The following is a 14,636-nucleotide window of genomic DNA, read 5'->3' as shown; positions in this document are numbered from 1 at the left end:
TAAATTCATGACCCCCCTTTATTATATATATTCTCTTTTGTAGCTTGCAGCCCCGTGCCGCAAGCTTCTTTTTTGACTATATCCCTCGATTGATAGAGCTGCCAGCTCTATAAAGTGCGCACTATATTTACAAATTGCTGCGCTCTCTCCGTTACTTGGTCCAATTTCCCGTCGCGTATCCAATCCAAATTAACAAGCTTGCCGCCCATTCCGACCGCATTTGCTCCTGCCTTGAAGTAATCCGCAATATTATGTAGATCGACGCCGCCAGTGGCCAGCATCGGAATTTCGTTTAACGGTCCGCGGATTTCCTGCAAATATCCGATACCAAGCGTACCCATTGGAAAAATTTTCACTGCATCCGCTCCAGCCTTCCAGGCCTTTACGATTTCTGTCGGTGTCATAACGCCAGGCCAGACGGACAAGCCGCGCTCCTTCCCGTATGCAATGACTTCTTCATCCAAGTTAGGAGAGATAAGAAACTGTGCTCCCGCATTAACAGCCTGTTCAGCAAGCGCTACATCGGTTACCGTACCGGCCCCGATTGCTGCTTTGCCATCGAACTTTGTGCGCCAGCGCTCAATCATTACAGCCGCGCCGGCCGTATTCATCGTAATCTCCATCAAATGAATACCGCCGTCTATTAATGCCTGCGCTGCATGATCAGCATGGCGGTCCTCAATCCCTCTTAGTATCGCTACTATTTTGTGCTGCAACAGCAGCTCCAGCATTCCATTCATTTACGCTTCGCTCCCGACCTATTATTCATTTATTCCCAATATTGCTTCAATATCCGCAAAAATAAATTTGGAAAAGGCAGGCTATCCATATCTTCCTTGCCAATCCAGCGATAATGCTCCGGCCATTGATTCACTTCATATTTCGTCGCTGATTCTGCCGCTAAGCTGTCCGTTTCCAATGCAGCAGCAGTCGTCGCTTCCAGCACGCCAGGCTCTTCGCCCAAATCCGCCAAGTAGAAACGCATCCGCCAATGAATGTGGCTAAATATATGATCGGCGTCCGTGAACCAACCGCGTGGTCGGATCAACAGCTCCGTGTCCTCCTGGAGCATGCGGCCCAGCAGCTCAGCTAATTCCCCTTGCTCCTTCGGTGCTTTCTCATCCAGCCAATTCGCCTTATCAGGTGTTAATAACAGATGCGGAAGCTCCCACATCTGAGCAAGCAAGCCTGTAGCAGGGCGCTGCCTTACAAGTATTTTCCCTTTATTCTCGCCGCTTCCTGCAACAATAGCTGCCGCTCTAAATTCCGGACGCGGAGGCTTCGCCTTCGTTTTGATCGGCAATTCCGTTTCTCTTCCATTTAGGCGAGCTGCACAATGCTCCATCACAGGGCAAGGCAGACAGCTGGGCGATTTCGGTGTACAGACGAGCGCCCCCAGCTCCATCAGCGCTTGATTGAAATCACCGGCTGCTCCTTCTGGAATAAGCGATGCAGCAAGCTTCTCAATACCAATTCGTGTGGATGGTTTCGCTATATCGTCTTCTAAGCAAAAGTAACGTGAGAGGACGCGCATCACATTGCCATCCACCGCTGGCTCAGGCCGATTGAAGGCGATACTCATAATCGCACCGCTTGTATATGGGCCAACTCCCTTAAGGCCTGCTACTGATGCCTTATCATCAGGCACGATTCCACCGTAGCGTTCGACGACCTCCTTCGCGCCCGCCTGTAAATTACGCGCACGCGAATAATAGCCGAGCCCCTCCCAGCATTTGAGAACCTCTGTTTCCGGTGCTGCCGCTAGCGCCTCGACAGTCGGGAATTTACTCATAAACGTATTGTAGTACGGGATAACGGTGTCAACCCGTGTCTGCTGCAGCATAATTTCCGATACCCATACGCGATACGGGTCACGATTTGTTCTCCACGGCAAGTCTCTTTTTACAAGCCGGTACCAGGAAAGTAGCTCTGTACTGAAATAGTCTTTGATCTCTTGCTGTTCCATTAGCTGCTTTCCTCCTCCGTTTTTATTAATGAATATTCCGGCATATTGCCAGCACCCTGCTTCGAAATACGGCGATATTGAATCGGCGTAATGCCTGTATACCGTTTGAAAAGTCTTGATAAATAATGATTTTGCATGCCCACATGATTCGCTACTGAGGCAATCGATAAGCTTGTTTCCGCAAGCAGCTCCTTCGCTTTCGCAATACGGCGATTAGTTACATATTGAATAGGCGAACAGCCCATTCTGCTTTTGAATGAAGATATGAAATAATTCGGGTGCAGGAAGGCAACCTTCGCAAGCTCCTCGATTTGAATGTTTGTATGCAAATTCGATTCAATATAAGCAAGCACTTCATTCCATTTCACGCCTAAGCTCGCTTCGCTCAAGCTATGCTGTTGAAACTTGCTTTCATCCAAATAAAAAGAGATCATTTCAAGCAGTACTGCTTTTAACCGCAATTCTCTCGTTACTGAGGTGCAGTTCTGATAGGTTAACATTTTGGAAAATAGTTGTTTTATCATCTGCTCGTCTTTGACGTATACAAACAGAGGCAGCTGCAGCGAATGAATAAACTCGATATCAAATAGCTCGAATCGGAAATTGCACCAATAACGTCCAAATACTTCGTCTCCTTCCGTTCCGAACGTTTGAGCTGTGCCCGCTGGAAGGAAATAAAGCGTATTCGGCTGAATGGCTTGTCTTACATTATTAATTTCGATCCAGCCTTGTCCTTTATCCATATAGCAAAAACGATAAAACTCCGGCTCGGATTTAGGCACAGACCAACCGGGCAAACTTTCCATATATGCGGTCATGAGGACTTCAACGTGGATATGGTTCAATTGATTGATTAATATACTATCTATTGTCGGTTTCATGAAGTCTCCTGTAGTCAAAATGCGATATAATGTTAAACAAGTCAAATGTTATTTGCCATGCAATCTGTTCCTCTATTATACGAACTATAGCTGCAAATTCATATGGAAGACCAAGGAATGACCTAAACAAACTGAAATCGCAAAATCAAAATGCAAAGTGAGGGATATTAAATGATCCACCGTCGTTTGATACGTTCCAAAATCATATTAGTTGCTTCTGCTGCATTATTTCTTGCTCTCAGCGGCTGCGGCGGAAATCCACAGGGAGGCTCAAAAGGAGGCAGCGCTCTGAATAACGCCCCTTCTGAAGTCGCTTCCGTCTATAAAGCAAACTGTGTCAACTGTCATGGTACAGAGCTGCAAGGACGTGTTGGAGCCGTAACTAATTTGCAGCAGGTTGGATCACGAATGAGTGCTGCCGATATTACGCAGCAAATCGAAGAAGGAGGGGAGACAATGCCTGCCTTTAAGGATCGTCTTACAGCGAATGAAATTGCCGGGCTAGCCCAGTGGCTCGCAAATAATAAATAAGCCATCAAACAAAAAAGGATGCTCGGCATACGTATTGTCGCCGACATCCTTTTTTGTTTATAGCTTACTGCCGATATGCTGACCCGTCAGGCAAGTGGCTGCTGTTGCATTCGTTCAACAACCGCAAATGCCGAAGCTAGCTCTCGCTCATGGGTAATCGTAACATGGATACGCACCTCGTCCGGTGTTAAACCAAGTCGATGCCAAGCCTCTGCTGACAGGCTGCATTCCGGCTTGCCGCTGCTATCAGGCAATATTTCAATATCTGATAAACCTATAATTTGACCTATACCGCATCCGAAAGCTTTCACGACCGCTTCCTTCGCTGCAAATCGGCCAGCCGTAAATTGTGAGAGCCTATGACCGGAATAAGCAGCAGCAAGCTCTCTTTCCCCATACGACAGCACCCGCTCCAGAAAGCGACTGCTTTTGCTTCCGGATACCAATTTGGCTACGCGCGTAATATCCGATAAGTCATGTCCGATGCCGATGATCATGCTAACACCCGCCTTTTCCATGAAGGTGACATTAGCAGATGACTGGAACGAAGTCAAGCATATTGTCAGCTAATAAGCTCATAAATAAGCTTTTATTCGCCAATGACCTTCTCATAATGAATGACGCTGCCATCCGCCTCGGTTACATCTATCGAAATTTTGCTCGGCTTTGAGTAGTCTATGAACACTCCCTGTGCCCTGTACGTATATTTAGTGAAGTCCGGAAATTCATAGAGCTCAGTCCCAGCAGGCTGCAATTCGAAAGGAATCGCGGTTTGCTCGCTTGGCGTACCCGATTGTTTATTGCTGTCGGTTGATACGATTGCGGCGATGGATAATGGCGCGCCTGTTCCTTCAGGCAGCCATATATCAAGCTTCGCTTGCTGCTCCTCAGATGAATCTCCCACCGACACTCGAAGGCTCATATGAGCTTTCTCACCCATCACATGCCAATAAAACGGCTCAGATGCCTGCTGCTGTACAGCAGCATCCTCTGGCGGCGACGTTTGAGATAGCCATCCAGCGAGTATAAACAATACAATTGCCAGCAATACTTCTATTCTCACGCCCAGTATAAGCCCTGATGCAGCTCTCTTCTGCTTATACTCAGCATTAGTTGCCGTCAGATCTGCTGCCGCTTGTGCAATTCTAGGCATGAACAGCAGCTTATGAAGCGCGGCAATAAGCAGAACAAGCAGCATGAAGCCTGTTTTGCCTACAATTAGCTTTCCATAATCCGTTGTCGCAAGCTGCGCCCATGACGTTAAGCGTGTCGCTGACAGCCATATTCCGCTAGCAAGGATAAGCGCCATGCTCGGAACCGCCCAAACCGAGAAACGCTGAGCTACACGATTTAATCGCATGATTGCTCCATTATAGAATGTAAGCGAGAGCAGACCAAGCAAGCCTCCAAACCATACGGCTGCAGCCAGCATATGGCACGCATGCGCAACAACTGCTGCCAAAACACCATCTACAGATGCGTATGCATGGCCGGTTAACGGAAACGTAACAATTATTGCAGTGACAACCAGCAGTTTAACTGGATTCGCCCATTGCTGTTCCCGAACTGGAGCGAATGCCAATAATAGCACAAGCAATGCCAGAACTGGTCTAACTACTGCTATTTTTCCTACCAATGTTTCTGTCGCAATCGTGTAAAGCGGTAAACCTCCAAACTGCTCTGACAGCAAATATAACCTAGTAAGGCCCGATAGAACCCACACTAGGGCTGCTGCTCCGATTAACAATCGTTCAGATCGCAGCGAGAAGCCAAGCGGCGCATCTCCTGGATTTTGCCGCCAAAGCATATACCGGAAAAATAAAACGCCTGCAAGCACCACTCCAGCTAAAATATCGAATACGCGAAGGACGACCATCAAGCCGTATCCGCCTGCGTGATTATGCTCGCCTTCATCGGTGTGAACATGTTCTGCTGCGGCGCTGGTTTCATTGCTTGGCGAAGTCGTTTCCTGTAAATCCGTTGACGGTGGCACTTGCTCTTCAACGCCAGAGGAATTATTCCCTATCGCAGCCGCGGTTTCCTCATCCAAAGCTATCTCTTCGTCATTCTTTTCCGTACTTGTAATCGCTGAATCTGGCTTAGAAGTCGGGTTCGGTATTTGTGAAGCTAGAGGCTTTACTTCAGCACTAGGGCTTGGAGTCGGATTCGCCTTCGCAGCTGGCTTCTCTATCTTTATAGGCTGCTCTGTCCCTTTATCTGTATTACTTGGCTTTGATGCAGGTGTTCCCTTGCTGTCTGTGCTGCTTCCATTATCAATGGGACCGCTCGGCTTAGCAGAAGCACCGTCTAATGAAATGGCATCGTCAGGTTTCTTCTGCTCCAGCTCCATGCCTACTGCGAAGCGAAAGGAGCCTTCGGTTGTATGCGAATCCAGCGAAAGCGCCTGCCAGCTTACTTTATAGATCCCTTTGTCTAGCTTCGGTATCGTATAAATAAGCGTAACATCCCCTTCGCTGCTAAGAGTTCCGGAAATGCTGCTGCCGCTTTCGCTGTTTTGAAGTGATATGGAGCTTAACCCCGTATCGATCTTCTCCGTAAATGTAATGCGGATGGAAGCCGGAGAATCCTTCAGCTCGGCATCCTGGTAAGGTGTGGATTGCGACACATAGGCGTGCGCCGAGACTAAGCTCGGCAGACACGCCCACACTGTAAGTAATAAAACGATTGTGCTTAATAATCTCTTCATAGGCATCCTTTATTTCGTATATATTGCAATTGCTGCTTGCGTTTGGCCTACAGCTGGAAAATATTCAATTGATGCGCCTGCAGCTTCTACTGCAGTGCGCAGCGCTACAAGACCGGAACCTTTATAGGCTGCATCCACATATTGACGAATGAATGAAGCATCTACCATGGTCACACCCTGTTGAATTTTCAAGCTGCTTACGGCAACAGCATCGCTATTCATATAAAGCTGTGGATTGCCTGATGATACGGCACCTGGCAGCTTCGTTGATTTATTCTGAACGGTAAAAGTCAACGTTGCTTCGTAATTGGTTGAGCTGTATTCGCCTTCCTTGGCTTCCGTCGTGCTAGGTTTAGCACGAACTAAGTAATAGTCGGCAGCTCCTGTCGTGAATGAGACCAATCCGTTCGCATCTGTCTTCAGCTCGGTTGCTTCTGAAGTGCTGCGGCGAATGACATCTACATTCGTATCTGCAAGCGGCGCGCCTTTCAACAGCAATTGAATCGAAACCTTCTCATCCGGTGTGATTGCGGCTGGATTGAATTGCGGAATCAGCTCGGCCCGATCCGGGCTTACTTGCTTGGAGAATCCAGTAAGTGCCTTTACCCGATCAAGCACAGGAATGTCTCCCACCGCTACAAATGCTTTCGCACTGCGCAGTGTACGGCTTGCCGCAGTTGCGCTCTTGAAGACGCTGTCTCCTTCTGTTGAAATAATATAAGCGCCCGGCACATTCGATTTAAACGAAGCTACGAAATAATTATTTAATGCTGGCGTTGTTTCAGTAGCCGGTTCCCCCGTATAGAAACGAGTGCTCGTAATATCAGACTTCACTCCTGCTGGTGTCGTTACGTAAACCTTAGATGTATCGCTTCCCCATTGGCCGTCTATGCGATAGCTCTTATGCTCATTTGAGTGGTTTCCGTACATTAACTCTACATAAGAAATCTGTCCTTGAGCTACAATTGGCGTACTTGCCTGCGTCCAGCCGTCATGTGCGAATACAGGTACAGCTGCACTTAATGATAATACTCCTGCTAACGCCATTGCTGCAAATTTCTTTCTTACATTCATAATAAAAACCTCCATTGATTTGATTAACTTACCAAATTGTATCAATGGAGGCCTGCAGGCGCATGACTCGATAGAGCTATACAGTTGTGAACGTTATGCAACAAAATATGCGAGCTACAAGGATACAAGTATATCTTTCTCAAGCTGTTCCGCAGTCAGCGGCTTGCTTATATAGTAGCCCTGCATATAATGGCAGCCAAGCTCCTGCAGCAAATCGTATTGCTCCCTTTGTTCTACTCCCTCTGCTACGATTTGCAGCTTCAAGCTTTTGGAGATGGATATGATCGCTTTGACAATATCGAAATCCTGATGCTCATGCGTCATTTCACGTATGAACGATTTATCTATTTTGAGCATGTTAAGCGGCAGCCGCTTTAATACAGATAATGAGGAATAGCCTGTACCGAAATCGTCCATCGACATATGAATGCCAAGCTCGGATAACTGTTTAAACATCTTAATGGTCGAATCCAGATCATCGATTACAGTGCTTTCCGTTATCTCAATGCATAAATAATGAGGGTTCATTCCCGTCTTCTCCACAATTCGCTTCACCCTATGTACGAAATCCGGCTGCTTCAGCTGTTGTCCAGATATATTAACCGAAATTTTCAAAGGCTTATATCCTCTATTTAGCCACTCCGTGCTTTGGCGGCAGGCTTCTTCTATAACCCATTCCCCTATAGGCACAATAAGTCCAGTCTCCTCGGCTAGCGGAATGAAAGTTAACGGAGAAATAATTCCGCGGGTTGGAGAATGCCATCTTAACAAAGCTTCCACGCCGAATAGCTCACCTGTCTCCATATGGATTTGGGGCTGATAATGCAGCACGAATTGCCCCTTCGCTACGGCATCCTTAAGTTCATTTTCTGTATTAAGACGCCACATCGTTTGTTCAATCATCTGCTGCGAAAATATTTCATAATGATTTTTGCCATCCTGCTTCACCTTATACATCGCAATATCTGCTTTTTTAATTAAAGTATCCGCATCTCCGCCATCACGGGGGAATACACTAATACCTGCGCTCAATGTAATAGTCAAATTAATACCTTCCTCTAATAATAGCGAAGATAAATTTTTGGAAATGGATTGTGCAAAGGCTTCCACCTCGGCTATTTCGTCAAACTGATACATGATGACGAATTCGTCTCCGCCGAACCTGGCAATATGATCATTCTTCCGAACCAATTGCTTCAGCCCGTCGGCTGCAAGCTGCAGCAGCCGGTCACCCATTTGATGGCCATAGCTGTCGTTCACTTTTTTGAAATGATCCAGATCCAGTACAATAACAGCAAAGGATTGCTCTGTTATTTGGGCAGCGGCTGTTATTTCATCATAAAAACGCCGTCTATTCGTTAGGCCGGTTAAGGCATCGTGGTATGCCAAATAACGCATCTTGTCCTCAGCCTGTTTGCGTTCCGTTATATCTCTCACCGATCCCACCATTCTAATCGGTTTTCCTTCGCTGTCTCGCAGCACTTCACCGGAAATAACCACCCAGACATATTCGCCTGAATGCTTAAGCAGACGCGCATCTACCATGAATGCGGCTTGAGTCTCCATATGAGCGTTAAAGGCATGCTGGTACGCAATCCAGTCATCCGTATGAATTAGCATTTCGAAGCGATTCGCTTCCGTCGTGCACAATAAATCATAGAAGCGTTGATTCCAGATGACTTCACCTGTAACAAGATCCAATTCCCATATTCCGTCATTAGAGGTTCTTGATACAATTTCCAATTGCTCTGCTATTTGTCTATATTGTGTTCCCTGCTCCTTTAGCTCTTCTATTAGCGCCTGTCGATCCAGCGTAGTTGCTATAAGATCAAGATAGTGAACAACAGACATATAATCATTCATTTTGCTGACAGCATTGCGCAAGGATGTACCTAGAGCTAACACACTCCAATTATCTTGAATGGTCCGATAAGGAATTAAATAAGTCATTTCACTTTCTTCTGCGAAATTCTCACTTATTATTTGGTCATATGGCGGGTAACTGGTCACGTCTATTACGATTTTATGTCCATGCTCTGAAATAGGAATTATATCTTCATTCTTATGGAAATGAAAACATTCATTTATCGTCAAGTGATTAGATATGGATGACCTTTCATTCCAAAGCCCAAGGCTGCCCCAATGGAAATGGGGGGCTAACGCCCATGATAGATCTCTTATCTTCTCAATCGTATAATTAAGTATAAACTTGTTAAATTCATAGTGTATGCCAAGCTGAGCCATTCTGTTTTTGTCAGACGCAAAAGCTTGAAGGGCAGGTTTGCTTGGCTTCCATTCCTCATGCCTAGAGCTGCAGCCGCAAGAATCACGCGTGACTAGTGCACATTCAATCAGATGCCGCTGCGGCGGATATGGCGCTTTTTCCTCCATTTGACGCAGAACCAGATTAACAGCCATTGCCCCCGCAGTGGGAATATTCTGATTAATGCTTGAAATACTCGGCTTGCTTGTTTTTGCTGTAGCTGTATCGTCAAACCCAATTAAAGCAAAATCATCTGGCACATGATAGCCTAGCTCCATTAGTCGTTCTATTAAACCGATAGCCATCATGTCCGTGCATACGACAGCCGCATTGAAAGGAAATCCTGCATCTACAATCCGCTGTGCTGCCACCCGGCCTCCGAGCATGCTAAAATCCCCCGCATCGATTATATACTCGGGGTTAAAGGGTAATTGGTGCAACTCAAGAGCTTTCTTATACCCGCTTAAGCGCAGCTTCATATCATCTAAGCTTATATGTCCAACAAAACCGATCGAGCGATGACCGTGCTCATATAAATGTTCGACCGCTTTCATAATTGCGCCTTCATTATCGCAAACCACCATTTGACCGTTTACACGCAAACTCGTTATATCCTTCGAGATTGTCACAATTGGTTTTTTCCAACGCTCTGACAGCTCTTGAATATATTCGTCTGTGACTGCGACATTCAATATAATCCAGCCATCGACGTGATCCATCGCGATAGGGCAATCAAACGGCTTGCCGGCAGTGCGAATGGCTAGTAAGCGCGCACCGCTGCTTTGAACAGCCTTCTGAATCGAATTAATAAGCTCACCAAGATAGTTACCGCCAAAAAAAGGGGTGAGTAAGCCGATAGTAGGTTTGCGCTGCATAAAAAATACATCTCCCTTATGTCGTCAAAAGGTTGTATTGAAATCATATCATTTCCAATATGAAAACGGTACCATTAAATCGATAATATAACAGGAGACATCATATTCTCGAAACGCAGCTATAGCCAATTTTTTTAAAAAATGATATTTTGAGAGAAACATTTTTTATTGAGGAGCTGGATGCTTTGCAAATCGGATATACCTCGGTCACGACGCTTTCAACCGCGACTAATTATATGCTTAGAACAGAAAAAAAGAGCACGATTACCTATCGCTCCTATTTCAAACCGCGCGAGTTTGGTCAGCTTCATCTGAGGCTGTGGCACAGCAACGTCGTGGATTCTACTTGGTCAGATGGCATGGAGTCCAAAGCCAATGACTTCGGTGGAAACTGGCGTATTGAATCCTGCTTTGTGGCAGATGGCGGAGAACAGCCTGATGGCAGCGTAGTAGAAGGAAGCTCTTGTCCCCTTACGTTTGATGCCTCTCGCTTCAAGGACGTTTTGCCTGGCGAAAGGTTTTGGAGCGATACAGCTGCTGTTCAAATTCCACACAATCACTTTGTCGCGTTCTCGTGGACAATTACGGTGGAGGGTTTAGAGAATGGCATTCCTTTCAACACTGAAACACCGCTAGCGACTACATATGAATCGGAAGGCAATCTCGCTGAACAGCAAAGCGCCGAAAGCTTTGTCCCTTCAGGAAATAAACAGATTCTGCCTGCTTTGCTTGCTTACAAGAAAGAGGTTTCAAAAACAATCGTTTTTCTAGGAGATTCCATTACACAAGGGGTACGTACGGAGCAGGACGGATATACATTCTGGGCCGCCAAGATCGCAGCTGGATTAGGACCAGACATCGGTACATGGAATATTGGCAGCGGTTGGGGAAGGGCTTATGATTTGGTGGAAGACAGCGCTTGGCTGTCCAAAGCCGCGCAAGGCGATGAGGTCGTTATTTGTTTAGGTGTGAACGATATTGGAACCGGAAACCGCAGCTCTAAGCAGCTGATTGCTGATTTAACTTCAATAATCGAGCAATTGAAAAACAATAAGCCTGCTATAGTCATTTGGCTTTGCACGCTGCCCCCGTTTAATTTTTCCGATGAAATGGAAACAGCATGGCGGACAGTCAACGAGTGGATTCGTTCTGGCGAGCCAAGCGGCGTTTCCGGCGTTTCCGGCATTTTCGATATTGCTGAAGTGCTGGGCGAAGCCGTGCCTAATGACAGGCAAATCAGACCGAAATATATGAGCTCCGAAATGGATCCGCATCCGAATGGTCTAGCTGGAACAGCAGTAGCAGATGCTTTTTTGAATTGGTATTCGCGGTAACGATGGCAATGAGCCGTTTCATAAGACTGAGGGCTGCTTGGATTATCCAGCGCAGCCCTCTCAGCAATTTTTATTTCCTAGTAGTTTTCTGCTGCTTTCCGCTACAATATCTATCGATCAGGAAAGCTATGCCTATTCCGACAGTGTATCTTACCAAATCTATAGTCACATAACTGCTCCCGAGTATTAATGAGCCGAGCAGTGTCCTTCGAATGCTATTGATCCAATCGGCTTGATAAAGCTGGCTGAACTCGATTCCATAACAAAAAATAGCACTTATAAGTACTGCCCTCATAAGGCTCATATGTACCCATATAGTGCGTACGCCTAAATATATCATAGCGGCCCAAAGCGCATCGCCGAAATGGTTCGCTACGAACACGGGCAAGGAGTCAGCAAAGGCTCTTGAGCCTAGCCCTAGCAGCATAACGACGAATACTGCGATTAAGTACGGGATTGTCTTTTTCAAACTAATTCGAGTCTCCTATATAACACGGCTTTTTCAAGTTATTTTGCATGTGCTTGGTAAGCCCTTTTGGGTAAACTCGAATCTCATCCAACTGATTAAGTGCAATCCATTCCACACCTACTTGGTCTGCATCAGGATTATCGCCGGCGAAGGAAGCGTTCTGCGTTTCCATAACACATTCGAAATAAAATTCCACTTGATGAATGTCGCTGTCCCATTTTGCAAATTCATGATTTTGACCAATATACTCTCGAATAAACAGTAAATCCTTTACGCTTACTTGGCAGCCTGTTTCCTCTAAACATTCCCGAATGACCGCGTCCTTAAGCTCCTCGCCTTTCTCTTGACCGCCGCCGGGATATAAATAAAAATAGCCGTCTGAATCTAAATTTTTCGTCAAAAGAATATGATTATCCGCTATGATGACTGCTTTCGCAGAGTTTCTGATTGGTTTCACATTTATCGCCCCTTTATATTAAACTAGCATAGATCTGCTCTATGATGAGAACTCCATCTTTAATCTTCTTAATATAGTAATCGCTCACCAACTGACCACAAAATAAAGGGACTATCCGATGCCGATTGCTCGGTCTAACAGGACAGTCCCAATTAACTCCTCCCACCAGCATTAAATTCCTGGGATCAAGGAGCGCTTGTGTTCGGTTTTCAAATATTGTTTTTCCAGCTTCTCTCGTGCTTCATCGTTAATCGTCTTGCCTTCGAGATAGTCGCTATTATCACCATAGGTGATGCCAAGCTCATTCTCATCGGTTTGGCCATCCCATAGACCGGCAGTAGGCGCTTTGTCGAGCACGCTCTGCGGAACGCCGATATGTGAGGCTAGCTGGCGAACCTGACGCTTATTAAGCGTGCTGAGCGGAGTAAGATCCACCGCACCGTCGCCCCACTTCGTATAAAAGCCAGTAATCGATTCAGAAGCATGATCTGTGCCCACAACAAGCAGGTTAAGGTCAAATGCGAGCGCATATTGCATTACCATACGCGTTCTTGCCTTTACATTGCCTTTGCCGCCGCGGCTCAAATGACGCGGCATACCTAATGATTTAAAACTATGCTCAACCTCTAGCGCAATTTCATCCACGGCTTCAGAAATATTCGTCTCGGCGCGGTGCTTCAGATCAAATGCTTCCGCTACTGCGTAGCTGTCCGCAATGTCAGACTGTTCGCCATACGGCTGGAACACGCCAAGGGTCATATATTCGCGGCCTGTCTCAGCACTGAGCTCATCCGTTGCACGCTTGCAAAGTCCGGCTGCTACCGCACTATCGATGCCGCCGCTAATTGCAATAAGCAGCCCCGTTGTACCCGATTGCTTAATATATTGCTTTAAGAAATCTACCCGCTTGCGAATTTCTGTATCGGGGTCAATCGTCGGCTTCACGCCAAGCCGTTCAATAATTTCTTGTTGTAGGCTCATAACAAAGTCCTTTATTAGCGGCAAAACCGATCGAAAGCATCAGACAAATCAGCTGAAATGTCCGCTGCAGAGCGGTTTTCGATTTGGTGGCGCTCAATAAAGTATACGAGCTCTCCGTCCTTCATCAGCGCGATGGAAGGGGAAGAAGGCGGGTATGGAGCGAAATATTCGCGCGCTTTCGCTGTCGCTTCTTTATCCTGTCCAGCAAAAACAGTGTATAAATGATCAGGTGTAATATCATGCTGGAGCGCCTCAGCAACTCCTGGGCGGCATTGGCCTGCAGCACATCCGCAAACGGAGTTAATAACAACTAGTGCCGTACCCTTTGCGTTCGGCAAGCTTTCTTCTACTTCCTCAGGCGTGCGAAGCTCCTGAATACCAATGCGAGTAAGATCATCACGCATAGGCTGAACCATATCTAACATGTATCGTTCGAATGACATCGACATCGAAACACACTCCTTTAATTACTTTAGTTTAGCTACTATTATACCGTCCGTAATCAAAATAAAGCAACCGGAGCGTGTTCACTCCGGTTGCTCTTTTTCAATAAATTTGTTTGCAGCATCAGGCTTTCCTGCTTTATAGGCCGAATTTTTGTCTGGATGCATAAATATACCGGATTGCGGTACGATCCCTCGTTCAAAAATATCCCTATTCTCAGCTGTCTGAAATCCGATATCTTTGAACGGATGAACCCACTGATCTCCTGCCATGACAGCAGGGTCTGTATCGACGCTCCACTGTGATAGTGGAGAGTCTGGGGATTCATAATCATGGTCGCCAATAACAACGCCGTATTCGTTAATGAACGGCTCACGTTTTCCACGGCCATCAAGAAATTGTGGTAAAAATTCAATTTCATACGGATCGAGGTCTGGATTAATGTAAACTTGCTTCTCAAGCTGCTCTTTGTCCTGTTTGGTCAAACAATCACCCCCGTGCTATGTAGACGGACGGTTGGGTCCGTCAAGCTTTTTGTCAAAGCCGTCGGATTCAGGCTTTTTTCCTTTTTGCGCCGCATCAGCATTTCTTGAAGCTTGCTGTGCTTGCTCAGCCGAACGTCCCTTTTCCTCATCATATTGTGTCAAAACATAC

Annotated in this window: 15 protein-coding genes; 2 read left to right on the top strand and 13 right to left on the bottom strand. The window is 46.2% G+C overall.

Annotated features, from left to right (window positions below; all coding sequences use genetic code 11):
* Positions 1 to 107: 107 nt before the first annotated feature.
* Genes CEF13_RS05995 through CEF13_RS05985 form a run of 3 tightly spaced genes read right to left on the bottom strand, consistent with a single transcriptional unit; the run spans position 108 to position 2,847 of the window.
* Positions 108 to 740, bottom strand: a complete 633-nt coding sequence (locus CEF13_RS05995; RefSeq protein WP_102709874.1) for a bifunctional 4-hydroxy-2-oxoglutarate aldolase/2-dehydro-3-deoxy-phosphogluconate aldolase — start codon at positions 738 to 740, stop codon at positions 108 to 110.
* Between the two features lie 29 nt (positions 741 to 769).
* A complete protein-coding gene (mutY, locus tag CEF13_RS05990; protein ID WP_102709873.1) occupies positions 770 to 1,966 on the bottom strand; it encodes an A/G-specific adenine glycosylase in 1,197 nt (398 codons plus the stop codon).
* The gene (locus CEF13_RS05985; protein ID WP_102709872.1) at positions 1,966 to 2,847 is read right to left on the bottom strand and encodes an AraC family transcriptional regulator; all 882 of its coding nucleotides are present in this window, start codon (positions 2,845 to 2,847) and stop codon (positions 1,966 to 1,968) included. The genes mutY and CEF13_RS05985 overlap by 1 nt, the downstream gene beginning before the upstream one ends.
* Positions 2,848 to 3,018: 171 nt before the next feature.
* Between CEF13_RS05985 and CEF13_RS05980 the strand changes: the two genes are divergently transcribed.
* Positions 3,019 to 3,378 carry a c-type cytochrome gene (locus CEF13_RS05980; protein WP_102709871.1) on the top strand — a complete coding sequence of 120 codons (360 nt, stop codon included), beginning with the start codon at positions 3,019 to 3,021 and terminating at the stop codon, positions 3,376 to 3,378.
* Between the two features lie 86 nt (positions 3,379 to 3,464).
* On the opposite strand, the gene acpS is transcribed toward CEF13_RS05980, so the two are convergent.
* From acpS to CEF13_RS05960, 4 genes are all read right to left on the bottom strand, one after another.
* A complete protein-coding gene (gene acpS, locus CEF13_RS05975) occupies positions 3,465 to 3,875 on the bottom strand; it encodes a holo-ACP synthase (protein ID WP_102709870.1) in 411 nt (136 codons plus the stop codon).
* 92 nt (positions 3,876 to 3,967) lie between these two features.
* Complete coding sequence (locus CEF13_RS05970; protein WP_166742989.1) at positions 3,968 to 6,085, bottom strand: copper resistance CopC/CopD family protein; 2,118 nt, start codon at positions 6,083 to 6,085, stop codon at positions 3,968 to 3,970.
* A 9-nt stretch (positions 6,086 to 6,094) separates the two neighbouring features.
* Positions 6,095 to 7,159, bottom strand: coding sequence for a DUF4198 domain-containing protein (locus tag CEF13_RS05965; RefSeq protein ID WP_102709868.1), 1,065 nt, complete (start codon positions 7,157 to 7,159; stop codon positions 6,095 to 6,097).
* A gap of 114 nt (positions 7,160 to 7,273) precedes the next feature.
* Positions 7,274 to 10,297 carry an EAL domain-containing protein gene (locus CEF13_RS05960; protein WP_102709867.1) on the bottom strand — a complete coding sequence of 1,008 codons (3,024 nt, stop codon included), beginning with the start codon at positions 10,295 to 10,297 and terminating at the stop codon, positions 7,274 to 7,276.
* 185 nt (positions 10,298 to 10,482) lie between these two features.
* Here CEF13_RS05960 and CEF13_RS05955 point away from each other — a divergent pair, with 185 nt between their 5' ends.
* Positions 10,483 to 11,631: an SGNH/GDSL hydrolase family protein gene (locus CEF13_RS05955; protein WP_244917049.1), complete on the top strand. Its 1,149-nt coding sequence runs from the start codon at positions 10,483 to 10,485 to the stop codon at positions 11,629 to 11,631.
* Between the two features lie 70 nt (positions 11,632 to 11,701).
* Here CEF13_RS05955 and CEF13_RS05950 read toward each other — a convergent pair whose 3' ends face one another.
* From CEF13_RS05950 to CEF13_RS29135, 6 genes are all read right to left on the bottom strand, one after another.
* A complete protein-coding gene (locus CEF13_RS05950) occupies positions 11,702 to 12,100 on the bottom strand; it encodes a ribosomal maturation YjgA family protein (RefSeq protein WP_424992002.1) in 399 nt (132 codons plus the stop codon).
* Between the two features lies 1 nt (position 12,101).
* The gene (locus CEF13_RS05945) at positions 12,102 to 12,557 is read right to left on the bottom strand and encodes an NUDIX domain-containing protein (protein ID WP_102709866.1); all 456 of its coding nucleotides are present in this window, start codon (positions 12,555 to 12,557) and stop codon (positions 12,102 to 12,104) included.
* 171 nt (positions 12,558 to 12,728) lie between these two features.
* The gene (nadE, locus tag CEF13_RS05940; RefSeq protein WP_102709865.1) at positions 12,729 to 13,538 is read right to left on the bottom strand and encodes an ammonia-dependent NAD(+) synthetase; all 810 of its coding nucleotides are present in this window, start codon (positions 13,536 to 13,538) and stop codon (positions 12,729 to 12,731) included.
* A 14-nt stretch (positions 13,539 to 13,552) separates the two neighbouring features.
* Complete coding sequence (locus tag CEF13_RS05935) at positions 13,553 to 13,987, bottom strand: BrxA/BrxB family bacilliredoxin (protein WP_102709864.1); 435 nt, start codon at positions 13,985 to 13,987, stop codon at positions 13,553 to 13,555.
* 78 nt (positions 13,988 to 14,065) lie between these two features.
* Positions 14,066 to 14,467, bottom strand: coding sequence for a DUF3905 domain-containing protein (locus tag CEF13_RS05930; RefSeq protein WP_102709863.1), 402 nt, complete (start codon positions 14,465 to 14,467; stop codon positions 14,066 to 14,068).
* Between the two features lie 15 nt (positions 14,468 to 14,482).
* Entirely contained in the window at positions 14,483 to 14,629 is a 147-nt protein-coding gene (locus CEF13_RS29135; RefSeq protein WP_243864946.1) for a hypothetical protein, read from the bottom strand.
* Positions 14,630 to 14,636: the final 7 nt, after the last annotated feature.

It is taken from the genome of Paenibacillus castaneae, from assembly GCF_002884445.1.
Taxonomy (GTDB): Bacteria; Bacillota; Bacilli; order Paenibacillales; family Paenibacillaceae; genus Pristimantibacillus; species Pristimantibacillus castaneae.
This window is presented reverse-complemented; position numbering and strand designations above follow the sequence as displayed.